Below are 23,291 nucleotides of genomic sequence, written 5' to 3'. Positions count from 1 at the left end.
TTCAGGAAGATAAGCCTGGCTTCAGTGATTCAGTTCATTATTTTAACATTCAAACGAGGCTGGACTCGCTACAGTAATGGTTCCTTAGATTATTTGAATTGATTAAAGTTTTCACGTAATTCATTCAATTTAATCTATTTTTAAAGTCGTTTACGATGTACCTATTCAAACCCGCTTCACACTAAATTAAAGATTCGCTTGGTGTAAACGACAAGCAAAAACTCAAATTATTTCTGTCTGCGCTCGTTAAGCTATCCAAGGTTACATCGTTAAAGCCGTTGTCACATAGTTCAAGTAGAAATGACATTGACATCTTTGTATCAAACTTAAAAATCTGCAAAAGAATAAGCGATATTAATGGGATATGAGTTGTAAGAGATAGTTTAAATTATAGCGTTAAAGTTTTAGACTACGTTTATTCGCGTCAGAAGGAACATAAAATGAAAGTACTTGTTACAGGCGGTATGGGCTATATCGGAAGCCATACTTGTATTCAGATGATTGAAGCTGGTATGACACCGGTGATTTTAGACAACCTATATAACAGTAATCCTGCCGTATTACACCGTATCGAAAAAGTTTGTGGTGTAAGCCCGAAGTTCATTAGGGCTGATATTCGCGATAAAGCGGCGCTAGTTGATGCACTTAAAACCAATAATATAGAAGCGGTTATTCATTTCGCTGGCTTAAAAGCCGTGGGAGAATCTGTCGCTAAACCGTTAGAATACTATGACAATAACGTAAACGGTACATTGGTGTTGGTTGATGCAATGCGAGAAGCTGGCGTTAAGTCATTGGTATTTAGTTCTTCAGCGACAGTTTACGGTGATCCAGCTTCAGTGCCAATTACCGAAGATTTTCCAACAAGCGCCACAAACCCTTACGGACGCAGTAAATTGATGGTAGAAGAGTGCCTGACCGATTTCCAAAAAGCGAACCCTGATTGGAGCATCACTCTATTACGCTATTTCAACCCGGTTGGCTCTCACCCGACAGGAGAGCTTGGCGAAGATCCTCAAGGAATTCCAAACAACCTAATGCCATTTATCTCACAAGTTGCTGTTGGTCGTCGTGACTTCCTATCGGTATTTGGCAACGACTATCCAACTCCGGATGGCACTGGTGTTCGCGACTATATTCACGTCATGGACTTATCTGATGGACACGTCGCTGCATTAGAGAAAGTAGGTAACAAATCAGGACTGCATATTTATAACTTAGGTACAGGCAAAGGTTATAGTGTCCTTGAAATGGTTGAGGCTTTCCAAACGGCAAGCGGTAAAGAAGTACCTTACAAATTAGTTGACCGTCGCCCAGGTGATATCGCTGAGTGTTGGGCGGATCCTTGTAAAGCGGCCACAGAATTAGGCTGGAAAGCAACTCGCACACTCGAAGAAATGACCAGTGATACTTGGAGATGGCAATCAAATAACCCACAAGGTTACCCTGATCTGAGCTAGGTGATTTAACAAGTTAACAACAAAAAAGGCGCATTCTTGCGCCTTTTTTGATCTTAATCGTAAAAATAGTAAATTTGAGGTTAAAAGGTAGCAACGAATCATAGACGTGGTAGAATACGCACGATTTAAAATTTTGGTCTTTTATTTCTCATAATCACTAGGGTAGTAGTTCATGGAACTCGGTCTAATCATCGCTTTCATCGTTGCAGCAGCTGTAATGGTGAAAAAAGAGATGGCACAACAGTAAGTTTTCTTTTCCCAAACTTTTCTTTACCTTTTAGAACTGAAAACTTTATAAAAAGCCAGCTTTAAGTTGGCTTTGTTGTATCTAGAACTAAAGTAGTCATTTTCTGCCCAAGAAAAGGGGAGTCAGCGATTCCCACACATCTATTTATTTTCTTCTGCGCTCATTTAGCCGGGCTATGTAAACCAAACTAATCGTTGAACGCTCAGAAGAGCCTTGCAAAATAAGCATTTCTCGTCTTTGTTAATCAATGTGTTATATTGTCGTTTCTTGATTCCTTAACTGTCTGTTTAGACACTATTAATGTGATGATTTCATGTAAGGGAAGGTAACGTGCACAGTCCGATTACTTTAGAAGCACTCCATATCCTGGATGCGATAGACCGACGAGGCAGCTTTGCTGCAGCAGCTAATGAATTAGACAGAGCTCCTTCATCACTTAGCTACCAAATTCAAAAACTTGAGCAAGATTTAGATATTATTATTTTCGATCGCTCAGGGCATAAAGCTCATTTTACCGAAGCTGGTAAACTCATTCTTGAACGCGGGCGAGATATATTGAAAGCCAGTGAAAAGCTGGTAAACGACGCTACGGTATTGGCAAATGGGTGGGAATTAGATATCACCGTTGCATTTGATGGCATTATTCCTGTTTGTAACTTTTTTCCTATGGTGGATGCGCTATCTGAAGTCAGTTCTACCCGAGTCAGATTGCAAGAAGAGATTTTGGCAGGTGGTTGGGAATCGCTCAACACAGGCCGTTCTGATCTATTAATTTGTCCATCCCTAGACACGCTACCTCAAGAAGTTAAATCAGAAAAAATCGGTAAGATGACCATGCTCTGGGTTGCTGGGGCGCGTCACTATGTTCATAAACGCAGTAGTGGTGATTTTGATGATGCAGCAAGAGAAAAGTATCGTATTATTGCGATCGCAGACACTGCGCGTGAACAACCAGCACTCTCAATGAATATCATTCAGAAGCAACCACGCTTAACGGTGACAAATTTTACAGCAAAGGTTGATGCACTCAGAGCTGGGTTAGGAATTGGAACACTGCCAAGCCAAATTGCTCAGCCATTGATTGATAGTGGCGAACTCAAGCTAATCGAGGGTACTGAACCATTACCGATGGATATCATCCTGGCGTGGCGTCGAAATACAATGGGAGAGGCGAAATCCTGGTGTATTCAATATTTGAAGAAGAACTGGGCGTTAAAGTAACACTGTCACGTTAGAAGCTCATTTTTCATTACCCAAGCGAGTAAAGCCCAGCTGGTAACGGCTCTAATAAACATAGAGGCCGTACACAACTGGGCTTTCTTACTAGTTTAAAGGTAAGACCATATCTGCAATGCCATCCTCAAACTGAACATCAATATCAAACCCGAGGCTTTGTGCCAACATCAGCATTCCTCGGTTAGTTGGCATCGTCATTCCTGATATTTGCTTGGTGCCTTTTACTTGGCAATAGCTAATAATCTTTTGCATCAGTACCTTGCCAAGCCCTTTTCCTTTGAGATCAGAACGGATCAGAATCGCAAATTCAGCGTCGCTATTATCAGGGGTGATCAGTGCACGTGCGACGCCAATAATTGACGGGCCACTTTTATCAAATGCAACGGCAACAAATGCCATTTCTCTGTCGTAATCGATTTGAGTAAAGTTAGCCAACGCCTCGTGGTTGAACTCACCAACTTCAGAGAAAAATCGCTTATAGAGGTCTTCTCTGGATACATTATTGATGAATTGAGCATGTAGCGGTTCATCTTCAGGCAAGATAGGGCGAAGTAAGACAGGTTGCCCATCTCGCAGAGTAACGGTTTCAACGAACTCGGCAGGGAAAGGGCGGATAGCAAGACGTGTTTGCGCATCGCCTTCATATTTTGTCAGGGTTAAATCCGCATCAATGATAGTCAGTTCGTTTCCAGATACGAGTACTGGATGGATATCCAGTCTATGGACTTCAGGTAACTCAACCGCCATTTGAGAGATACGGACCAAGAATTTCGACAATTCAGTGATGTCTAACGCATCTTTATGTTTTTGTAAGCGGATCTTGCCCGACTTTAAAGCAACGACGACGAGATAACGTGCCAGAGTCATGTTCAATGGAGGAAGCGCTGCCACGGCATCTTGAGCAATATTCCATTCGGATCCGCCCTGACCAAGTAAAATCACTGGCCCAAACACTTTGTCCACAGCAATACTGATTCGTATTTCTTCTGCACTACCGAGTTTAGCCATGCCTTGCACCAGCAGGCCATGGACGTTGGCGGATGGATAACTCAGCTTCACCGCATCTAAAATAGAATTTGATGCACTTGCGACTTCATTACTGTTTCTCAGATTGAGTGCAACACCGTGAACGTCTGACTTATGCGGGATATCGGGAGAACGAAGTTTCACCGCGACCGGATAACCGATATTTTCCGCCATATGTACCGCTTCTATCGCATCAGACGCAATCCAGGTTGGCAGCACATTGAAACCAAACAGTTTAAAAAGTGGGCTAGTTTGGTGTGTATCTAATGTAACTGTGTTTTTATCCAGTAGTCGTTCATTTACCCATTCCATTGCAGAATGGATGCTACCTGAGTGCAAAGGCTCTGCCGTTGTGGGCGTTTCCATCAGTTGTTTTTGGTTTCTCCTGTACTCAACAAGGTGCATGTAGGCAACAACCGCACTTTCTGGTGTACGGTAAGTCGGTATCCCTGCTTGAGTAAACGCCAGGCGCGCCTCACGAGACGTTTGTTCTCCCGACCAGTTAGTTAGGATATTAAAATGCTTGTGCCTTGGGTGGGATTTAATCGCCTCAATGACATCATAGGCCGTATCCAATGGATCGGAGACCGCAGACGGACTGTGCATGATCAATATTGCATCTGCACAATCGTTATTCATGAGTGCATTTACCGTATCGACGTAGCGTTTTTTAGTCGCATCTCCGGAAAGGTCAATCGGATTCGCTTGCCGCCAGTTTGGTGGTAGAACGGCTTTTAACTGCTCGGTCGAGGTTTCATCAAGCGTCGCTAAATTGCCGCCACGTTCAAAGAGCGTATCCACTGCCATCACAGCAGGGCCGCCACCATTTGTGATTATCGCTAACCTTTCTCCGCGTAGTGGGACAGAGTGTGTTAGGGTTTCTACTGCAGCAAATAGTTCATGAGTATTACTCACTCTCAACATACCGGTTCTACGGATCGCAGAATCGTAAATGATGTCTAAGGTGTCACCATCTTGTTGTTCGAGCGTATTCATCTCTTTAGAACGTCCTGCTTTTAAAACCAGAATGCGGCGATTTCGCGAGGCGGCCCGAGCGGCTGACAAGAATCGGCGAGCATCTTGTATGGAATCGACGTAGAGCAAGATGGCTTCGGTATGACCATCCATACTCAAATGATCAAGCAGCTCCGCGAAATCAATATCTTGACCTCGGCCAATGGAGATAAATGAGGAAAAACCGATATTTTTGTCGTTTGCCCAATCTAACACAGTAGTGCATACGGCGGCGGACTGAGATATAAAAGCAATTTTACCGGGCTTAGCGGCAACGGGAGAGAACGTACAGTTAAAGTTGTGCCAAGGAAGAATAATTCCTAGGCTGTTCGAACCCAGTACCCGAATATTTATTGAAGACACATCGATGATTTGGGCGTCGTCGGAGATCACGATGGCAAACTGAGTACCACGTTCGTCCAGCTCCTTTAGTAGACTTTCGTTGCGCGACGCATTAGTACAAAGAATTGCGATATCAGGGCTAAAGGGCAGGGAGGCAATGTTTGGGTATGCGATAACGCCCAATACGGTTTTGTGTTTTGGTGTTACCGGCATAATTGCACCACCAAAGCCACTTTGAAGGAGGTTACGCATGACCACATGCCCAGCGCGTAACTCTCTCGGTGATGCGCCCACTACCGCAACCGAATCAGGTTTAAAAAGCTTATGTAGTTTATTCATGCAGATTCCTTGCCTTTAACACGAGATTGTTGAGAGCTTTACTGTATGGATACCAACAATCATAAACGAATACGTCTTAGAGAAAACATGTCCGCGATAAACAACGGAGAAAAACTGTACAAAGCTTGTAGAGTTTGTGTCTCTCATCACATCAAATAGGCAGATTATTGTATTTGATGCTTGATAATCGAGCCTCCTATCGGCATGATTTATCGTAATATTTATTCAGAGCGTTTGTTATTCATGAAAAAGACCGCAATCATCGGCTTAACCCTTCTTCTTTCCGCTTGTGCATCTGAAACTTACACTACGGATGTTACCTCAGAGAGTTTTCAAGAGGATTATTCTTCAGATGTCATATCAAAACCAATTATGGCGTCTGAAAATTCAGTTGTTGAGAAAGACGTAACACCGGCCGTGGTTAAGATGGCACCTAAGCCAGCAGAGAAGAAGGTCGTAAAACTGACTCCAAACGATCAGGTAAAACCAGTTAAGATCATCCCGCCAAGTAATGAGCAATCAGCCATTCAACGTTTCGGATACACCATTCAAGTTGTCGCAGTTGGTAGTGAAGATAAAGTGACTCAGTTTGCCAACAAATTGCCGCAAAGTGAGCAGCCGATATGGGCGAACTACAAAGTCGTTAATGGCACAAAATGGTACTCAATTTTATACGGAGATTACGCAACGAGTGCGGAAGCAAAACAGGCGATTTCATCACTTCCAGCGCAATTTCGTCATCTAAAACCTTTTGTTAAAAGCATTGATGCGATTAAAAACTCGGCATACCCATCGCTTAAAAAGCTCAACTGACCAAACCAACCAGGGGGCATATCGCTCCCTTTTTATTTTGTTCAAATCGTACCCGAACGATACGCCTCACAGTAAAATAACTGTACCTCACTACTCAAAGGGTTATCATAACAACAAGTATCTTTTGTAGGTCACGGAAAGATTGATTCATGATTAAAAATATTCTTCTATTATGCGGTGGTGGCTCTTCAGAGCACGAGATATCATTGCTGTCTGCTAATTTTATCGAACAACAGCTGAATCTTATTGAGAACATCAAGGTAACGCGTGTAGAAATCAAAAATGAAGGTTGGATGACCGACCAAGGCGAACTGGTTTACTTGGATCTCAACACCAAAAGCTTATGTTCTAGCGAGTCTAATCAGCTCATCGACTTTATCGTACCTTGCATCCATGGCTTTCCTGGCGAAACGGGTGACATTCAATCCCTGTTTGAAATTTCAGGTATTCCTTACCTTGGCTGTGGGCCAGAAGCGAGCTGCAACAGCTTTAACAAAATTACATCAAAGCTTTGGTACGACGCGCTCGGCATACCGAATACACCATACTTGTTCCTTACCAAAAATAATGAACAGGCTCACTCTCAAGCGCATCAAGCATTTGATAAGTGGGGAAAAGTATTCGTCAAAGCCGCAAGACAAGGTTCTTCAGTCGGGTGTTACAGTGTAACGGAAAGAGAAATGCTTTCGGATGCGGTTAACGCTGCTTTTGGTTACTCTGACCAAGTTTTAGTAGAAAAGTCTGTTAAGCCTCGAGAATTAGAAGTTGCCGCTTATGAAATGAACGGCGAACTCTACGTTACTAAACCAGGTGAGGTAATTGCACCTGACGGTACGTTCTATTCTTACGATGAGAAATACAGCAGTGCCAGCCACTCATTGACAGAAGTTGAAGCGAAAGATCTTACTCCTGAGCAGGTAGAGACGATCAAACAAGAGTCAGAGACCGTGTTTAAACAGATGAATCTTCGTCATTTATCTCGTATTGACTTCTTCTTGACCGAAGAGGGAGAGATTTACCTGAACGAAGTAAATACGTTCCCGGGTATGACACCAATCTCCATGTTCCCGAAAATGCTTCAAAATAATGGTCACAAATTCCACGAGTTTCTCGAAGGCTGTATCAATAGTGCAGTGTAATTAACGTCACTTAACAACAGGTTGTGTTAAAAGTATTTATGCAGGGCATCTAGAGCTACGGATGCTCATTAAACATTCTGAGTCCACCGAAATTAATACAAAAAATGGGGCATTGGTATGGCAGTTGCGACGTATAGAGGCTTTAACTTAAAATCCAGTTTGGATGGGAGCCTGTGGAAAGTAAAGATCAAAAGCCACGTTTTGCAAGGTAATCTAACCTCAGTTAAAAAGAGTATTGATTGGTGGTGCGATACCGCCTCAATCATCGATCCGAAAGAGTTTGCATCTCTCGCTCAAACAAGGCAAAACACCGTGGGAACACAATCAGTCGATTTTAACGGCTATACTTTAAAAAATGACTCTGGCGAGCCAAATGAGTGGTATTGCATGTTTAATGGCAAGCTACTTAAAGGCAGTAAAAGCGCTATTCAACGTCATATTGAAGCTTATTTAGTCGCGAAGAAAAAAGCGCTGCAAACTCAACAACACAAGAAATAACAGTATGACCTTAGTATATTCAACGGAAACCGGCCGAATTAAACCGGAAGAAGAGAAAATTGCTCGTCCTAAGGGTGACGGCATCGTGCGTATTCAACGCCAAACGAAAGGCCGTAAAGGCAAAGGGGTTTGTATTGTCACTGGGTTAGATCTCGATGACGCTCCATTAAAATTGCTCGCAGCAGAACTCAAGAAAGTGTGTGGTTGCGGCGGCTCAGTTAAAGACGGCAATATTGAAATCCAAGGTGATGCTCGAGATAAAATCAAAGCACATCTGGAAAAGAAAGGCATGACCGTTAAGCTAGCTGGCGGCTAACAATCTAGATTGAATAAAAGCGTCGATACAGACGCTTTTTTATTTTCACGTTTGTATAGTATTCAACATCTTGTTTAACCGCTAATTGAAGATTGAGCAATCGCAGATTGATAGATCGATATTAGCTATTTTATGGTAAATAGCCATTATGTTTAATGAAAGCCTCAAAACCCTGGATGGAATTGAAATAAGAGAGGGATAGGAGGCTAATATCGATAAGATCTGGCGTAGCGTTACATTTCATTTAACATAACACATATAATACGCACTTAAGGTGTAGGAGCTATTTAGAACTGTCCGGTTCGTTTCCATGAGTTATCGAACAATAGCTCTTGAGATGCTTTGCGGCTTTCATGCAACGCGTTCCTTGCTTCGTTATTGCTTTGCAGCGTTCAACCATTCTAGCTTCTGTAAACTTATATGTAGCAATACCATTTTCCAAGTTTGATTTTTCATACACATCGACGCTGTAGCTCTCCCAGTCTGACGGCAGTTTTTCATAACGGACAACTTCACAACTCTCTGTGATACACACATCGCTTGGGACCGTTATTACTTCGGTTAAAGCACGACTATTAAAATCGACTAGCTCGATATTTTCATTGCTTGGGTGTTCCGTCAGATGGACTGTAACTTTTCCTTTTGCCATTTATTTTTCCCACAAGGTTTCTTTTAAGCCGGTTCGTATCCATCGAAGTCGCCACTTTGTCGCATAGACTCGTACATTTCCGGTGTAAATTCGATAAGCTCTAACTGTTCACCGAACTCAGAACCCAGTGATGCATGCATCATGTCCATCGACTTGAACGTATACCAGCCTTCACCTGGTGTGAACGTTGAGATCATATCTGGTGCAACTTGTTCGTAGTAAATCTTCATTTGGTAGTTCCTCTAAGCATTTTTTGTCATAGGTTCAATAAGTAAGCCAAAGCGCTTCAACTCTAATGACCCATATTGATTGATAGCGAAGCTAGATGGATGGATTGTGTAAAGCCCCGCAGTATATGCAGGTTGGCCTTGATCCAGTTGAATTTTCATCTCTACAGGGAACTTTCCACCTAAATGTGCATAAGCGACTTGTTCATAGATGTTACGCGACGGCTTATCATCTCTGGCTGGGATAATACGAGTTTCTGTTTGTTCATTTTCTGAGAAGATTTCGATTTTTAGCATAGTATTTTCCTATTTTTTAAGCAGTTAAACGGATCACGTTGTCTCCACCATAGCCATACATTCGAGATATATGCCCTACTTTTGGCTCTATATAGTCATCAGGGTGCTGTTGTGAGAAGTCGATTTTGATGACCTGTAAAAGTGGAACAACATTATCTTTTTCATTTCCTTGAAGATTTTGTAATTGGGCCTTTGAGAAGCCTATATCGAGCAGCGCATTTAGTTGTCTAGAGAACGTAGCTCTTGAAGTAAACGACTGATAGACAGCGTGATAGCCGTCAGATACCAGAGAACGGTAAAAACGGAACAACTTGTCAGCTTTGGCATATGAGATATTTCCTTTGGGCGTATATCGGAAGTAAGTTTGTTTAAGCTTTCTATGCACTTCTTCATCGTTAAATATGGTCATGTGTTGCCCCTCTAATGCTTCAAGTAACGGTGTGAACGCCTTTGTCCAGATATCTGCGATTAAGTTGCGGCCTGATGATTCGTATTCTTTCTGGTAAATAATGGCGTCAGATAATTTGTGTGGGATGTTTAGAGCGTCTAAGTATCTTCGGTGCGCACCAGCTTCTAAGCGAACTAAGTAGCGGGCATAATTGATCAACTTTGGATCCGACATTACATCGATAACTCGATCATATGAGTTATCACCTTTCTCCTTTAATGAGCGTAAGTCACGAAGTTGTCGATTAAACTCTGGGCCTTTTAAATACGCTTTTCGATCGCAGTGGCGCGAGTTTTTATTGAAGTAAACGGTGGTTTCATGATCATTACGTACAGCTGTACGCATCTGTTTATTCGATACATTCTTCAGTTGCTGGATTACTTGTTTAGCCTGTAACTCAGTTCTCAACCGAGCTGAGTAAGTTGCGTCAAGCGCATCCAATGTCGCTGATGGAACATCAAGCATTTCATACACTTCAGGATAGTTATTGAAGAACGCCATCAACATTTCTGTAGCTCCAACTTCGATAGAAGTTGGCCCGTAGACGTTGTGTCCTTGGAGGATTTTGGCTGGAGATGCCTTTAACTCGATACAAGGAGATCGTAGACGAGTTCCCTGATAAATTTTGAATGCCATTCCAGTAAAGTGAGTGGGCAATGACTCAAAAGCATGACGAAGGTCTGCTACTTCATACTCAGTAGAACCAACATCACCAGTAAAGAAGATTGTTTTAGCTTCAAGGCCGATCCCACGACGAGAGCACTCTTTAATATCGACGTAAGACACGACTTCACCCGACTTCGCTTGATGCGTAGTAAAGGTAAATTCTGTCTTAAAAGGTATCGATATTTTGAGTTTGTCTATCACACCAAAAACCTGTCAATAATCCTAGAGAATGTTTTTAATTAATCCTGTAGGATTAGTTTTGTCCTATGTGGTGAATATAAGGGGTTATAATTGTGCTTGCAAGATAAATTTGAGGTCAATAATGTGGCTATAGGCGAAAACTTAAGACGTCTCAGAAGAGATAAACACCTAACTCAAGGTGACCTAGCAGAGCTATGTAATGTACGAGTTGGGCAAATTTCAAAGATAGAAAGAAACGAAGTAGATCCAAAGTTGAGTACAATCTATTCGTTGATCGATGCTCTAGAGTGCAGTCCAAACGCACTCCTTAATGACGTATCTGAAACAAATTTAGATGGTCTGTTATCGATGGTGTTAGAAAGAGTTCAAAAACTCCCAGACGCAAGCAAAAACAGTCTCATAGATATAATGGATAAATACTGTATAGCGATGAGTATGCAGGTATTACTGGATAGGACTGATAATAGAGTCTTCGGTTTGGCTAGCTTTGCTGGAAGCAATGAAGAGATGAGCAAGAAAAAATAGTTATCCCCAAACGTTTCAAATTGAAACAAGAGTACACTATTAACAAGAGTACACTATTAAAGATAGTGTACCTTCGGCACGAAAGAGCCATTTTCGAATGGCTCCTTCCCCGACGAAACGGGGCCCCTTCCATTCGTAAATGTCTTGCCCTGACCTGCTCCTCAATTCTCCTCGCTCAGTCTCGCTCGTCGATATTCGTCATAGGTCTGGCTAACTGGTATGGCAGCTTCTTGAACACCAATAGCAACCATTAGAATTGAGATAAAACTTTTTAGCTGCTTTTACAGCATCCTCGCAGTTATCAAACCAACCAACCAATGTTCTTTCAGTATTTGGTAAGTGATTACAGTCTAAGGTATGAACTTCATGGTCACCGTTATCATCCATAAGATTATTAACAAAATAAAACTTGTGCATATATAGGTCCTTGGAACATTGGGAACTGCTAAAGCTGCCGCGCGATTAAGCAGGACAGACAGCTTTGAGAAAGGTGGAGCTTGGCTACTCATTTTCTCTCTACAAGCAAGCTTATAGCAGAGAAAATCGAGTTAAGATTGTTCGTCGTGAATTAGTCGAAGAGCTTCACTAATCACCGCCTCACAGCAACCAGAAACCTGAATCTCAGAAGTTTCTGGGTCATATGAAACTTTAGGGTGTTGATTGTGAATTTCACATACTAATTCAGAAACATCTTCTTGAATTGTTTCAGAAATAAGTTCATCTAAGTCAAACATGTCAACCTTCCTTTATTGTGATGTAGATCACAATATTACCACAAGGGAGAGGGGGTGATATGAAGAAAGGTGAACAAAGTTACAAAAATTGCACAAGTACGCATTATACGAGTTTATGTTACGGGCTATCGTTTCAAAGCGATTCTCTCTCATAGCATGTACGCAGCAAGCTGCGACAATGAGCAATTCGCCCCGCCCACCCTTTGTTCACACTAGGTCTACGACAAACCACTCAACATAAACACCGGATATAACACGCACTTATAGTGTAAACACAAAGTGAAAATGTCCTAATATTACTAAGTGAATTTGTCCTATATTTGCTTGGAGATTTAAGGATGCTTATTGCCATGAACGATCGCGAACTACAACGACTAACTGTTATCCAAGACGTTTTGTATTGTCATCTTTCTCGACAAGATGCGCCGAGAATTCTTGGTATCAGCTATCGGCAGCTTTCCCGACTGATAAAATCTTTTCTCAGGTTCGGTGCGGCTTCTTTAGCACACTACAACCGAGGCAAACCTTCACCCAATCGAATCGATGACAAAGTAAAAGCCCAGGCGTTAAAAATCCTTTCTGGAATCGATGACAAAGTAAAAGCCCAGGCGTTAAAAATCCTTTCTGAGCGGTATCCAGACTTCGGCCCCACGTTCGCGCATGAAAAGTTAACAGAACAACATCATATCAATGTATCGCTTGAAACCCTTCGTCAATGGATGATCGCCGATGGCCTTTGGGTGCCACATTCACAGCGTAAGCCCCGTGTTTATCAACCTCGTTATCGCCGTGACTGCTTTGGGTGAGCTCATCCAAATTGATGGCTCTCATCATGACTGGTTTGAAGGACGCTTTTAACAAAATTAAGTACGAGCTTTCATGATTTGGAACCAATATCAATTGACCTTATCACCCTGCAGTACTAACTTTACTCCATTCCCCTATAAATAATAAGGATTAGTACTATGGATAAGCTACTTGAATCTGCATTACAAATAAAACAGAGAACAATGGTGACTGGATTCTTCGCGAAAAACGGATTTAAGATCGCGATGACCGATTTTGATGATATGACATTTGAACGAGAAGGCGTTCAAGTTAATGTACATTTTGATATGGAATCGAATGTTGAATCAGCTGACATTCTGAACCAAAGCACCAACATTATACGGGGTCTGAAGCCCAATGGAACGAAAACGTACGCTAAGCAAAATCTTCCTGTTCTGACGGCTGTTTAAGCGGTCTTAACTCACCATTTAAAACCTGTTCGGTCAATGTAAATGAGTAATGCCCCAACATATTCACATGTTTATGGCTGAGTGGTGATAGTCTTGCAATGTCTTCATCTTTTAGTGTTTCACCTTGTCGTTCTACGTGCTCTAATGCAGCTTGCATATAGATGGTATTCCACAGCACAACGGCATTAGTGACTAAGCCAAGCGAACCCAATTGATCTTCTTGCCCTTCTCGGTAACGTTTGCGGATTTCACCGCGTTGACCGTGACAAATAGCTCTGGCAACGGCATGACGACTTTCGCCTCGGTTTAATTGGGTTAGTATTCTGCGTCGATAGTCTTCATCATCGATGTAATTCAGTAAATATAATGTCTTATTGATACGACCAGCTTCGATAATGGCCTGAGCAAGACTCGATGGTCGGTCACTTTTGAGCAACGACCGAATCAGTTCTGATGCCTGCACTTTTCCCAGTTTAAGAGAGCCTGCTATACGCATCATGTCATCCCAGTGAAGCTCTATTTTTTGTGGATTTACGCAGTTTCGTGCTAGCTCATCGAGTACACCGTAATCCGCTTCTTTATCTACGCGCCAAAATACCGATTCGCCTGCATCGGCTAACCTTGGCGAGAACTGATATCCCAATAACCAGAATAAGCCGAAGACCATGTCACTGGCTCCTGCTGTATCTGTCATGATTTCAGTAGGGTTTAATCCGGTTTGCTGTTCCAATAACCCTTCGAGTACGAATATGGAATCTCGTAGTGTTCCTGGTATAACGATTCCGTGAAATCCAGAAAACTGATCGGAGACGAAGTTATACCATGTGATACCACGGCTGGAGCCAAAGTATTTTCGGTTCGCACCTGAATTGACGGTTCTTATTGGTGTGATAAATCGCATCCCATCAGCAGAGGCAACTTCACCTCCGCCCCAATGCTTAGCTAGTGCAAGAGTAGACTGAAAATCGACCAGTTTCGCGTTGGCTTTTACTAACGTTTCAGCACGTAAATAATTTTGTTTAACCCAACTGAGTCGGTGTCTGGTTAAAGCAGGGATATGAGACTTTATCAGTGGCTCAAGGCCGATATTGCAAGCTTCGGACAGTAACACGGCGCAGATACTTACCGTTAAATCATTGGCACGTGCGTTAGATTCGCTAATATGAGTGAATTCATCGGCAAAGCCAGTATGAGCATTGACTTCAAGTAGTAGTTCTGTGAGGTCTACGGCAGGAAGTAACGCCTCAACTTGTTTGGATAATCCCTGTAAGCTCGGAGGGTTATCTAGTCTATCAATATTTGTGATGGTCAGAGCTGGTCGTTTCCCCGAGATATCAATATCCACCGAACCATTATCGTCAAAATTTGCGGCAACCTGATGATAGGTTGTATCCAGTTGCCTGACTAACGCATCGATGGCTTCTTTTGCGTTTAGCGGATGTCCCAGTGATCGACAGACCTGAATTCGGTTGGACTGCCACTCTTGCCCCTGCAAAAGTTTGGCTCTCGGATCGCCCCAGCGATCGCTGTTTTCGACATAGATATCTCGTCGGCGCAAGCTATCCTGTAATTTATCCAAAAAACACAGTGTGTAGCCTCGTTTAGTCACCCGACCACCTTTATCTAATACCAATCGCTTCCATGGATTAGATACGATATCCACTGGCGCATCATCAAGAATTTGTTTTTTTGAGTCGAGTAATTGCGCTAAGTACTGGTGAACTTCAAGCGTTTTGTCTCCCGCAGGAGCGGCGGAAAATTCGATATCACGGAGCAGTTTTGGTAGAAAACGCCGAACTCGCCCGTACTGTTCAACCATCTCTTCATGAAAATTGTCATCATAAGGTCGGGCTAACTCGTGTACGGTAGAAATAGATTGCGCTAGCTTTTCCCGTGAAAATTTAGCAAAGATTGACGGACGTAGCGACTCATCATCTAAGTTGTCGTCTAGCAGCAGAGCACAAACTTTAGCTAAAGCCAGTGCAGATTTATCCAAATCTTTTAGAGTACGAAGACGCTTTTTCTGTCCTAATTTCTTCGCTTCGCCAGCGATATTTGTAATCAAAAGATCCAGTACATCCAACGCTTCATCTAATGCAATAATTTCATAGGCTTTCACAAAAGCCACGAGTATCGCAGTACGCTTAGTCTCCGGCATACGGCCTATTTTGTATGCCGAGATCATTCCAGCATGACGGGCAATATGTTTAAACCGGACGGGAGGAATACCAGTAAAATCCAGTTCAGTTATTCCATAGGTTTGAAGTGCTTTGTAACGTTCAATAGCCTCATTAAATGCAGGGCCACTGACATTGACCGGCCCCTTACGAAAACGGTCGAAGTGTGTTGTTCTGGCTGCTTCAGGAATTTGTAGTAAGGAATCCAACCTAGCTTGCTGATCCGAATTTGGGAGACTGGATAGTTGCTGCCACAATCGGTTTTCTGCTCGGTCTCTGATTTGTGAAATTAAACGGGTTAAAGTTGATGCGCCTGGTAAAAGGATTTTATGTTGGATCAGCCATCCGGTCGCTAAATCAAACAGTAAACTCGGGCGTTCATTACTGATCCAACTCCGGCTATAGAGAAGGCGGGATAACCGGAATGACCACGGCCAAACAAACTCACGATAACCATACTGATTGCGGATCAGAGCGGTATGCTCGCGGCGTGTGGTTTCGCGCTGAGAATAGTCAGACAAAATACCAATATTGGTTATATTCAGTTGCCTTGCGACAAACCATTGGGTATTCGTTGGGATTTGATTTAAATCGATCAAGAAAGTACCAAGAAAGCGAACACAACCTAATTGCAGCGCAACTCCAAATCGATTGTGTTCACCACGTCTTTGTGTAACAAAAGCTAAGTCAGCCTCGTCCAAATGGAAGTACCGCGCCAATTGAACATCATTCGGCTCCCCATTAAATTGCCCGTAACTATTTTTTTGTTCAGTGGTTAAAAAATCTACGGGCATAGCCAAAACCTCTTATTGGTTACACAAACTCAAATCAGTGACGTATTGTTTTCCCATTTCCGGCATGTAAGCCATGAGGAATTTTAATAAATATCTGGATGGAAATGCCGCAATGGTTCCATCTGCTGATGAAGAATACGGATTATGTAAATACTATGAGGTTGTGGGCGATAAAAAATAGCATGTTTATGGTGATCGTGGCGGCGAAGCCCTTCGGCAATTTCGGGGCACTCGTAACCCATCAAAGGTTGTTCTGCAAGCGTTAGCAAAACGTCATGCATACTGTCTGTATAAGCATCCGCTTGCTCTATGCCAAAGTTCAATAGGGTGTATTCAAAGATATGCTCAAAGTCTTCTGCGGCGAGGTTGGAAAGTTTATACATTGTGTCTCTGCTTTACTTTAGTCGCAATGTCATGAAGTGATAATGAGCATTGACCACTCTGCTCTCCGGCTTCAATCGCCATTTTTAGAGCCGTGGTTTGTTTCTCTTGCCTTTCGAGTAGCCGCAATGCAGAACGAACTACTTCGCTTGTTGAGCCATAGCGACCAGTCGCTATGAGTTGGCCGACAAACTCATCTAGCTGAGACCCAATCGTAACACTAGTTGTGCGTGACATATTTCCACCTACATGTGTGAATAATTAACACACCAATAATAGGTCAACTAAAATTCAAAATCAAATCACGATCTTCGTATGACAATGAAGTATACTTATAAGTCACACGTAAAAATTGACACGAAAAGTAGATTTGTCATAACCTATTTGTCACACTTGTTTAGATCATAATCTAAATGTCACTTTGAGGGGCTTATGTACATCTTTGGATACTTAAGAGCATCAACCTCTGATCAGAATGCAAAACGTGCTCAAGGTGCTTTACAGGAGTTTGCACAGCAAAAGGGCTTTCGAATAGCAGGTTGGTATATTGAGAATGAATCGGGAGCCTCATTACAAAGACCTGAATTACTCCGATTACTTGATGATGCTGCAATTGGTGATGCGATCATAATAGAGCAAATTGATCGTCTTTCTCGACTTGATGAAGAAAGTTGGTTCAAATTAAAAGAAATGCTGAACCAAAAGGAACTTAAGGTAATCAGTATCGATTTACCAACTAGCCATATCGCTTTTGCGCCACACATTCCCGACGAGTTCACTCGTTCGATGATCAGGGCTATTAATGGGATGATGATGGATATGCTCGCTGCAATTGCACGAAAAGATTACCAAGATCGACGGCGGCGGCAAGCTGAAGGGATCATGAAGGCTCGAGAAGAGGGAAAATATCGAGGAAGACAAGCAGATCTCCAGCTTCATGAAAAAATCTATCAGTTAAGAGTTATCAATGGGTTAAGTATCAGTGATACCGCTAAATTGACGAATGTGTCCACTAGAACGGTAATTCGGGTGGCTAAGAAGTTAGCAAGTGAGCGTTCATTGGGATAAGAAGCTTAACGTTTCTGTTCCTTATGGGCTTTAGTCCCCTAAACAAGAAATGCCCCATTTGGTGTTAACTCAATTACTCAGTGGCAGATCGTGCCACTGGTATAGCAGTACTTTTCCTCATGGCTGACGGTTGAGGGGCGGTGCTCAGAAACTCCCAGAACTGAGCAAAATGCCGAATTTATACAGGTAAACTTAAAATGAATACTCATATAACTGTACTGACTATAAAGAGAGAAGTGGCGGTGAATCTTGTGGGATATCATTGGGTGTATCCAAACATTCCGACTTAATTGAGTTTACGATCTCAGATACGGGTGTGAGTATCGAGATCGAGAAGTTAAAAGAGGTCATAAACCCCTTTACTCGTCTAGACTCAGCAAGAAGTGCAGATTACTCTAATGTCGGATTAGGCCTCTCTATCACGAAAGCATTGGCGAACAATTACGGTGGAAATCTACTGTTAAGTCGCAATAAACCTCATGGTTTGAAGTGTACATTTACGATTGCCATACATTGACACCATTCCTCTACACCTAAGGTACCTTGACGGTGTTTATCTTCAAGGTACTTAATGAGGTATTGCGCCTATTTGAGCTCGCTTTGCACTAAGTCATAGAGCTGCTGTGAACCAAAGCTCTCTAAAGGTTTCCCGTTTACAAAAAATGTTGGCGTTTTTTGAATCCCTAACGATTTTACATCCGCTGTATCTTGTTCAAGTACTTGAATTATGTCTGGATCTTCCATGTCTTCGCGAGCTTTAGAAATATCCAATCCTGCACTTTCAGCAATGTTCCAGACATTTGCTAAATTTGGTTTACTGTGTGAAGCCCAAGAGTTTTGTCCTGCTAATATAGATACAAGCACCTCACTATAAAGCCCTTGGCGCCTTGCCGCCTCTAACATTAATACGACTTCATCTGAGCCTTCATGAAACGCAGCGTAACGCAATACGAGGCGAATATCGTCTGGGTTTTCGTTCATGATTTTCTTAACAAAAGGGTAAAATGCTCTGCAAGCCTCACAAGCAGGGTCAAAAAACTCTACGATGGTTACTTTGGCTGTTTCGGGACCAAAGCTTACTGAGTATTGCCGTTCGAGCTCATTGTTTTTAACTGAAATATCAACATTATTTTGCTGTTGATACCAACTAAACATAAAAGCAGTGAGCAGTGCTCCCATTAGCAAAGTAATTGAAAGTACGATTTTATTTTGGTTCATTATGCATTTTTTCCTTAACCTTATAGAGGTTTGCACCAAGTGTTATCGTTATCATTGCGAGCAACAAGGATAAGCCAAAAATCGATAGGTCAGTAAAAGTTATGTTTCCATACAGTGGAGATGGTGTCCCGCATGGGCCTTTAGCTTCGAACATGGTTGGGAACCATGAATCTAAAGGCATGAAACTCGGAAATGGAGAGCCATAGCTACAACTTGAAAGTTTTTGACCTGTTTCAATCAAGTGGTTATCCCACGAAAACTGCAATGCAAAGTAGGTGCCGATGAGCGATAACAACAACGTCGAAATCTTAGTTATGTCATTCTGATTTGCAAAGATGTGTAATATACCCGCTATACCAAGAAACAATATAAATAGTCGAATCTGAACACAGTTCGCACAAGGTTCGAAGCCTAGGTAGTATTGTGTGAAGAGGCCAAATAGCTCCATCCCAACACTCGATAAAAGTAAGAATATCCCAACAAATGTCGAGTTAGTTAATGTCTTCAAAGTAACTCCATATTAATAAAAATGTATATCATTCTTTATTGTTATTAAAGGCGAATCCATGATGATATTTATCAAAATGAGTAGTTTAAGCCATCACTTCTTCAGCAGCCTCAACCCATTGGCGACAACAAGTAAACTTGCGCCAACATCAGCAAAAACTGCCATCCACATAGTACCCACGCCAACAAAAGTTAGGGCTAAAAATAGGGCTTTTATAGCAAGAGCAAAGCTAATATTCTGTATCAGTATTTGGTAGGTACGTTTAGACAAGCTGACAAATGTCGGGATTTTTCGTAGATCATCATCCATCAATGCGACATCAGATGTTTCAATGGCGGTATCAGTTCCCATAGCTCCCATTGAGAATCCAATATTTGCAGCCGCCAGTGCAGGCGCATCATTAATGCCATCTCCCACCATACCTATAACACCGTTACTGGAATAAGCTTCAACAGTACGATACTTATCTTCTGGAAGCTGATTGCCATGAGCTTCGTCAATACCGACTTGAGACGCAACTGCTGATGCGGTATGTGAGTTGTCTCCAGACAACATAATCGTTTTTATGCCCAACTCATGGAGTTGTTGAACCGCGGCACGACTACTTTCCTTTACAGTATCTGCCACTGAAAATAGTCCCAGAACTTGGATACCGTTATGAAGCAATGACACGGTCTTACCTTGTTTTTCTAACTTGTGAATATGGCTTCTAATGTCCGTGGGGATAGTAAAATGTCTCTCTACAAGATTCTGATTACCCAAGTAATATTTATGTTTGGCGATTGTTCCAGATACGCCTTCGCCAGCAATAGCTTTAAAATCGTCTACATCAAGCCTTTTTTGAGTAGATAGCGCGGTGGCAATGGCGGTAGAGACTGGGTGGTCAGATAGATTTGTAAGATTAAACCCTATTGAGTAAACGGAATCTTCTGTCCATTCGTTGAAAGTCATTACGTCAATCAACATTGGTTTTCCGTGGGTAATCGTCCCAGTTTTATCTAAAGCTAGTGCTTCTAATTTTCTCCCCAGTTCAAGATACACACCTCCTTTAATCAGGATGCCTTTACGTGCTGCCGCTGTCAGGCCGCTAACAATAGTGACAGGCGTAGAGATAACAAGTGCACAAGGACAAGCAATCACCAACATAACAAGCGCTTTGTAAATCCAATCTAACCACTCACCATACCCCAAAACGGGTGGTAACACAGCAACTGCGAATGCAATCGCAATGACAGCGGGTGTGTAGATTTGAGAAAAACGATCAACAAAACGTTGAGTTGGAGCCTGAGCACCTTGAGCTTCTTCTACTGCATGAATAATGCGTGCCAAAGTTGTATTGTTAGCTGCTGCGGTCACTCTATACTCAATAGCTCCAGCCTGATTAATCGTTCCTGCAAAAACTGAGTCACCTTCAATCTTATCGACAGGCATACTTTCACCAGTAATAGGGGCTTGGTTGATGGTGGTTTGCCCTTTAATGATATTGCCATCGAGACCAATACGTTCCCCCGGTTTTACTCTGACAATGTCACCAAGTTGCACGGTTTGAGCATCAGCTTCTTTCCAAGAGTTATCTGATTGCTGAACTATCACCGTATCAGGTGTTAAACTCATTAATGAGCTGATAGCGTTTCTAGCTCGGTCGAGTGATTTTGCTTCAACTAGTTCAGCAATAGTAAACAATACCATTACCATGGCCGCTTCTGGCCATTGACCAATAATAAATGCACCAGTAACCGCGATACTCATCAATGCATTCATGTTGAGATTAGCATTGCGTATAGATATCCATCCTTTTTTATAAGTTGTTAACCCACAAGACAGTACAGCAATTAATGCTAATGTGGCTTGAACCCACTCCGGTATCCCAGTCCAATGTGCCACTTCCGACCCTATCGCTGAGATACCAGCCAAAACCAATGGCCACAATGGTTTCTCCTTTTCATGAGGAACTTTGTGAATCTGACTGTCATCAGATACATCTGGTTCAAACCCAAGCGAACGGATAGCAACTAGTATCATATCCAAGGAGTCTGGTGTGTGAGTGATAGTTAGCACCCTTTGCATTAAATTGAACTCAAGTTTCTTTACCTGATTCATCCCACCAAGTTTTTTCTGAATTAACTGCTCTTCAACGGGGCAGTCCATCTGCATAATACGAACTTCAGTACGGACATCATTTCCGATCTTTTCAGAGCCAGATAAGCTCTTAAGTTTGCTAGGAGCAGACGTACAACATGAATCACAGCCATTTTTATCATGCTGGAGAACCGTTTCAGCATGTTGGTGAGCACCCATGTTATCTTTTGTTATATGAGAATGCTTATGTGTTGAACTACAGCATGTATTAGCATCCTCACTAAGATGTTTGTCCGTACAATCACTCATTTTCATCATCTCTATCATTGACTATAATCAACATTAAAAAACCTGATCCTACTACAGAGTCAAGACTTAAAGAGGCATAGATGAAAATTGGTGAACTCGCGAAAAAAGCGGACTGTCCGGTGGAAACCGTTCGATACTATGAAAAACAAGGGCTATTACCTAAAGCTCAAAGAGAATTGGAGAACAATTACCGCCGTTATAATGTCACTCACCTAGAAAGGCTTTTGTTTATCCGCCGTTGCAGGGCTTTGGATATGGCCCATGATGAAATACGAACGCTGTTGCAAGCGATGAGCTCAGATAGTACATCTTGCTCTCCCATTGATAATGTTATTAGTCAGCATCTGGAGCATGTGCAAGATCGAGTTAAAGAGTTGAAACTATTAGAGAGCGAGTTGAAAAAATTGAGAAATGAATGCGATTCTAGGCGTTCGCTGGAAGAATGTGGCATTGTAGAAAAACTAAATGCTAACGAAAAGGTTGTCTCTACGAACCGCAATAAAAGCAAGCATTTAGGTGGGGTTCATTAAAAGTACAGGCTTCACATGTCCGTGTCGTTGTGATGGTGTTTAGCGTGAATTAGAATATTTCTTTCAAGATACTCATTTATCAACATTCCCAGCCAAGTTTTGCATATTCTTAGGAGCACATTGCATAAATTCACAACTGATAACTCTATCAATAATGAATGATTTTGTCCAATTCCGCGCAGATAGACCATCGCTAACAACGGTGGTCTTTGACGTTTTAGGGTACGAAAAGTTATCCGTAATAGCCTAAATTAGCAAAGCAGCTAGCACGTTTCTGTCCAAAACCTTCTCAAAAATGGTTCAGAAATCTTGTGAACACCAAGCGATTTTGTCATATGTTCGTATTTTATAGGGCTAAGAAAGAAAATATGCCGTAGCCCTCAGCCCTTATAAATAAAAGGCTGAGGGCTCACATTGGACTTTTCGCTGAAATGGGCGCAAAAACCCATGATCAAATCTATAAATAGCATGATGATGGATATGCTAGCTGCTATCGCGAGAAAAGATTACCAAGATCGCCGCCGCCGTCAGGCTGAAGGAATAAAGAAAGCCAAAGAGGAAGGGAAATACAGAGGGCGGCAAGCCGATTCAGAACTACACGAAAAAATCTATCAGCTACGAGTAGTCAACAAGCTGAGTATCAGTGATACCGCCAAACTTACCAATGTTTCAGGTCGTACAGTAATACGGGTTGCTAAAAAGTTGGCAAGTGAGCGTTCAGCGGGGTAAGAAGCTTAGCGTACGTTTTCGTTCCATTGGGCTTCAGACCCCTATACCAAGTCGTTCTCGTTAGCCTCCCTACAAGTCTAAAG

Annotated in this window: 22 protein-coding genes and 1 pseudogene; 12 read left to right on the top strand and 11 right to left on the bottom strand. The window is 42.3% G+C overall.

What is annotated here, in order from left to right; all coding sequences use genetic code 11:
* Positions 1-440 precede the first annotated feature (440 nt).
* The gene (galE, locus tag OO774_RS22375) at positions 441-1,460 is read left to right on the top strand and encodes a UDP-glucose 4-epimerase GalE (protein ID WP_264906856.1); all 1,020 of its coding nucleotides are present in this window, start codon (positions 441-443) and stop codon (positions 1,458-1,460) included.
* Between the two features lie 577 nt (positions 1,461-2,037).
* Positions 2,038-2,928 carry a LysR family transcriptional regulator gene (locus OO774_RS22370; RefSeq protein ID WP_264906855.1) on the top strand — a complete coding sequence of 297 codons (891 nt, stop codon included), beginning with the start codon at positions 2,038-2,040 and terminating at the stop codon, positions 2,926-2,928.
* A gap of 102 nt (positions 2,929-3,030) precedes the next feature.
* On the opposite strand, the gene OO774_RS22365 is transcribed toward OO774_RS22370, so the two are convergent.
* Complete coding sequence (locus OO774_RS22365) at positions 3,031-5,664, bottom strand: bifunctional acetate--CoA ligase family protein/GNAT family N-acetyltransferase (protein ID WP_264906853.1); 2,634 nt, start codon at positions 5,662-5,664, stop codon at positions 3,031-3,033.
* Between the two features lie 243 nt (positions 5,665-5,907).
* On the opposite strand from OO774_RS22365, the gene OO774_RS22360 reads away from it, so the two are divergent.
* The 4 genes from OO774_RS22360 (at position 5,908) to yciH (ending at position 8,430) form a co-directional block, all read left to right on the top strand.
* Positions 5,908-6,477 (top strand): SPOR domain-containing protein, encoded by a 570-nt coding sequence (locus OO774_RS22360; RefSeq protein ID WP_264906851.1) that lies wholly within the window; start codon positions 5,908-5,910, stop codon positions 6,475-6,477.
* A gap of 149 nt (positions 6,478-6,626) precedes the next feature.
* Complete coding sequence (locus OO774_RS22355; protein ID WP_264906849.1) at positions 6,627-7,616, top strand: D-alanine--D-alanine ligase; 990 nt, start codon at positions 6,627-6,629, stop codon at positions 7,614-7,616.
* Positions 7,617-7,733: 117 nt separating this feature from the next.
* Positions 7,734-8,114, top strand: a complete 381-nt coding sequence (locus OO774_RS22350; RefSeq protein WP_264906848.1) for a DUF3319 domain-containing protein — start codon at positions 7,734-7,736, stop codon at positions 8,112-8,114.
* A 4-nt stretch (positions 8,115-8,118) separates the two neighbouring features.
* The gene (yciH, locus tag OO774_RS22345) at positions 8,119-8,430 is read left to right on the top strand and encodes a stress response translation initiation inhibitor YciH (protein ID WP_264906846.1); all 312 of its coding nucleotides are present in this window, start codon (positions 8,119-8,121) and stop codon (positions 8,428-8,430) included.
* A 283-nt stretch (positions 8,431-8,713) separates the two neighbouring features.
* Here the strand turns inward: yciH and OO774_RS22340 are convergent, their stop codons facing one another.
* Genes OO774_RS22340 through OO774_RS22325 form a run of 4 tightly spaced genes read right to left on the bottom strand, consistent with a single transcriptional unit; the run spans position 8,714 to position 10,918 of the window.
* Positions 8,714-9,079, bottom strand: coding sequence for a hypothetical protein (locus tag OO774_RS22340; RefSeq protein WP_264906845.1), 366 nt, complete (start codon positions 9,077-9,079; stop codon positions 8,714-8,716).
* A gap of 23 nt (positions 9,080-9,102) precedes the next feature.
* A complete protein-coding gene (locus OO774_RS22335) occupies positions 9,103-9,309 on the bottom strand; it encodes a hypothetical protein (protein ID WP_186809021.1) in 207 nt (68 codons plus the stop codon).
* Positions 9,310-9,321: 12 nt separating this feature from the next.
* Positions 9,322-9,603 carry a G5P family DNA-binding protein gene (locus OO774_RS22330; protein ID WP_264906844.1) on the bottom strand — a complete coding sequence of 94 codons (282 nt, stop codon included), beginning with the start codon at positions 9,601-9,603 and terminating at the stop codon, positions 9,322-9,324.
* A 16-nt stretch (positions 9,604-9,619) separates the two neighbouring features.
* A complete protein-coding gene (locus tag OO774_RS22325; RefSeq protein ID WP_264906842.1) occupies positions 9,620-10,918 on the bottom strand; it encodes a phage/plasmid replication protein, II/X family in 1,299 nt (432 codons plus the stop codon).
* Between the two features lie 96 nt (positions 10,919-11,014).
* Here OO774_RS22325 and OO774_RS22320 point away from each other — a divergent pair, with 96 nt between their 5' ends.
* Positions 11,015-11,443: a helix-turn-helix transcriptional regulator gene (locus OO774_RS22320; RefSeq protein ID WP_264906841.1), complete on the top strand. Its 429-nt coding sequence runs from the start codon at positions 11,015-11,017 to the stop codon at positions 11,441-11,443.
* A 548-nt stretch (positions 11,444-11,991) separates the two neighbouring features.
* Here OO774_RS22320 and OO774_RS22315 read toward each other — a convergent pair.
* On the bottom strand, positions 11,992-12,177 hold the full coding sequence (locus tag OO774_RS22315) for a hypothetical protein (protein ID WP_180770818.1): 186 nt from the start codon (positions 12,175-12,177) through the stop codon (positions 11,992-11,994).
* Between the two features lie 350 nt (positions 12,178-12,527).
* Between OO774_RS22315 and OO774_RS22310 the strand changes: the two genes are divergently transcribed.
* Positions 12,528-12,983, top strand: a complete 456-nt coding sequence (locus OO774_RS22310) for a helix-turn-helix domain-containing protein (RefSeq protein WP_264906839.1) — start codon at positions 12,528-12,530, stop codon at positions 12,981-12,983.
* 159 nt (positions 12,984-13,142) lie between these two features.
* Entirely contained in the window at positions 13,143-13,415 is a 273-nt protein-coding gene (locus OO774_RS22305) for a hypothetical protein (protein ID WP_264906838.1), read from the top strand.
* On the opposite strand, the gene OO774_RS22300 is transcribed toward OO774_RS22305, so the two are convergent.
* The 3 genes from OO774_RS22300 to OO774_RS22290 all read right to left on the bottom strand — a co-directional run bounded on the left by OO774_RS22300 (position 13,381) and on the right by OO774_RS22290 (position 17,004).
* Positions 13,381-16,386: a Tn3 family transposase gene (locus OO774_RS22300; RefSeq protein ID WP_140116173.1), complete on the bottom strand. Its 3,006-nt coding sequence runs from the start codon at positions 16,384-16,386 to the stop codon at positions 13,381-13,383. The genes OO774_RS22305 and OO774_RS22300 overlap by 35 nt on opposite strands.
* Before the next feature lie 83 nt (positions 16,387-16,469).
* Positions 16,470-16,769, bottom strand: a complete 300-nt coding sequence (locus OO774_RS22295; protein ID WP_016151372.1) for a type II toxin-antitoxin system RelE/ParE family toxin — start codon at positions 16,767-16,769, stop codon at positions 16,470-16,472.
* Positions 16,762-17,004 (bottom strand): type II toxin-antitoxin system ParD family antitoxin, encoded by a 243-nt coding sequence (locus OO774_RS22290; protein WP_016151373.1) that lies wholly within the window; start codon positions 17,002-17,004, stop codon positions 16,762-16,764. Before OO774_RS22290 ends, OO774_RS22295 begins: the two co-directional genes overlap by 8 nt.
* A gap of 195 nt (positions 17,005-17,199) precedes the next feature.
* Between OO774_RS22290 and OO774_RS22285 the strand changes: the two genes are divergently transcribed.
* Positions 17,200-17,835 carry a recombinase family protein gene (locus tag OO774_RS22285; RefSeq protein WP_031847521.1) on the top strand — a complete coding sequence of 212 codons (636 nt, stop codon included), beginning with the start codon at positions 17,200-17,202 and terminating at the stop codon, positions 17,833-17,835.
* Between the two features lie 585 nt (positions 17,836-18,420).
* Here OO774_RS22285 and OO774_RS22280 read toward each other — a convergent pair.
* Together OO774_RS22280 and OO774_RS22275 are read right to left on the bottom strand one after the other, a co-directional pair.
* Positions 18,421-19,053 carry a thioredoxin domain-containing protein gene (locus tag OO774_RS22280; protein WP_102969726.1) on the bottom strand — a complete coding sequence of 211 codons (633 nt, stop codon included), beginning with the start codon at positions 19,051-19,053 and terminating at the stop codon, positions 18,421-18,423.
* 601 nt (positions 19,054-19,654) lie between these two features.
* Complete coding sequence (locus OO774_RS22275; RefSeq protein ID WP_213968112.1) at positions 19,655-21,967, bottom strand: heavy metal translocating P-type ATPase; 2,313 nt, start codon at positions 21,965-21,967, stop codon at positions 19,655-19,657.
* A 62-nt stretch (positions 21,968-22,029) separates the two neighbouring features.
* Here OO774_RS22275 and OO774_RS22270 point away from each other — a divergent pair, with 62 nt between their 5' ends.
* Complete coding sequence (locus tag OO774_RS22270; RefSeq protein WP_025590161.1) at positions 22,030-22,479, top strand: Cd(II)/Pb(II)-responsive transcriptional regulator; 450 nt, start codon at positions 22,030-22,032, stop codon at positions 22,477-22,479.
* Between the two features lie 447 nt (positions 22,480-22,926).
* A pseudogene (locus OO774_RS22265) lies at positions 22,927-23,208 on the top strand (recombinase family protein); the annotation flags it as partial.
* Positions 23,209-23,291 lie beyond the last annotated feature (83 nt).

The sequence above is a fragment of the Vibrio sp. STUT-A11 genome (genome assembly GCF_026000435.1).
In the GTDB taxonomy this organism is placed as follows: Bacteria; Pseudomonadota; Gammaproteobacteria; order Enterobacterales; family Vibrionaceae; genus Vibrio.
The sequence above is the reverse complement of the archived record's forward strand: the minus strand, read 5'-3'. Positions and strand labels throughout refer to the sequence as shown.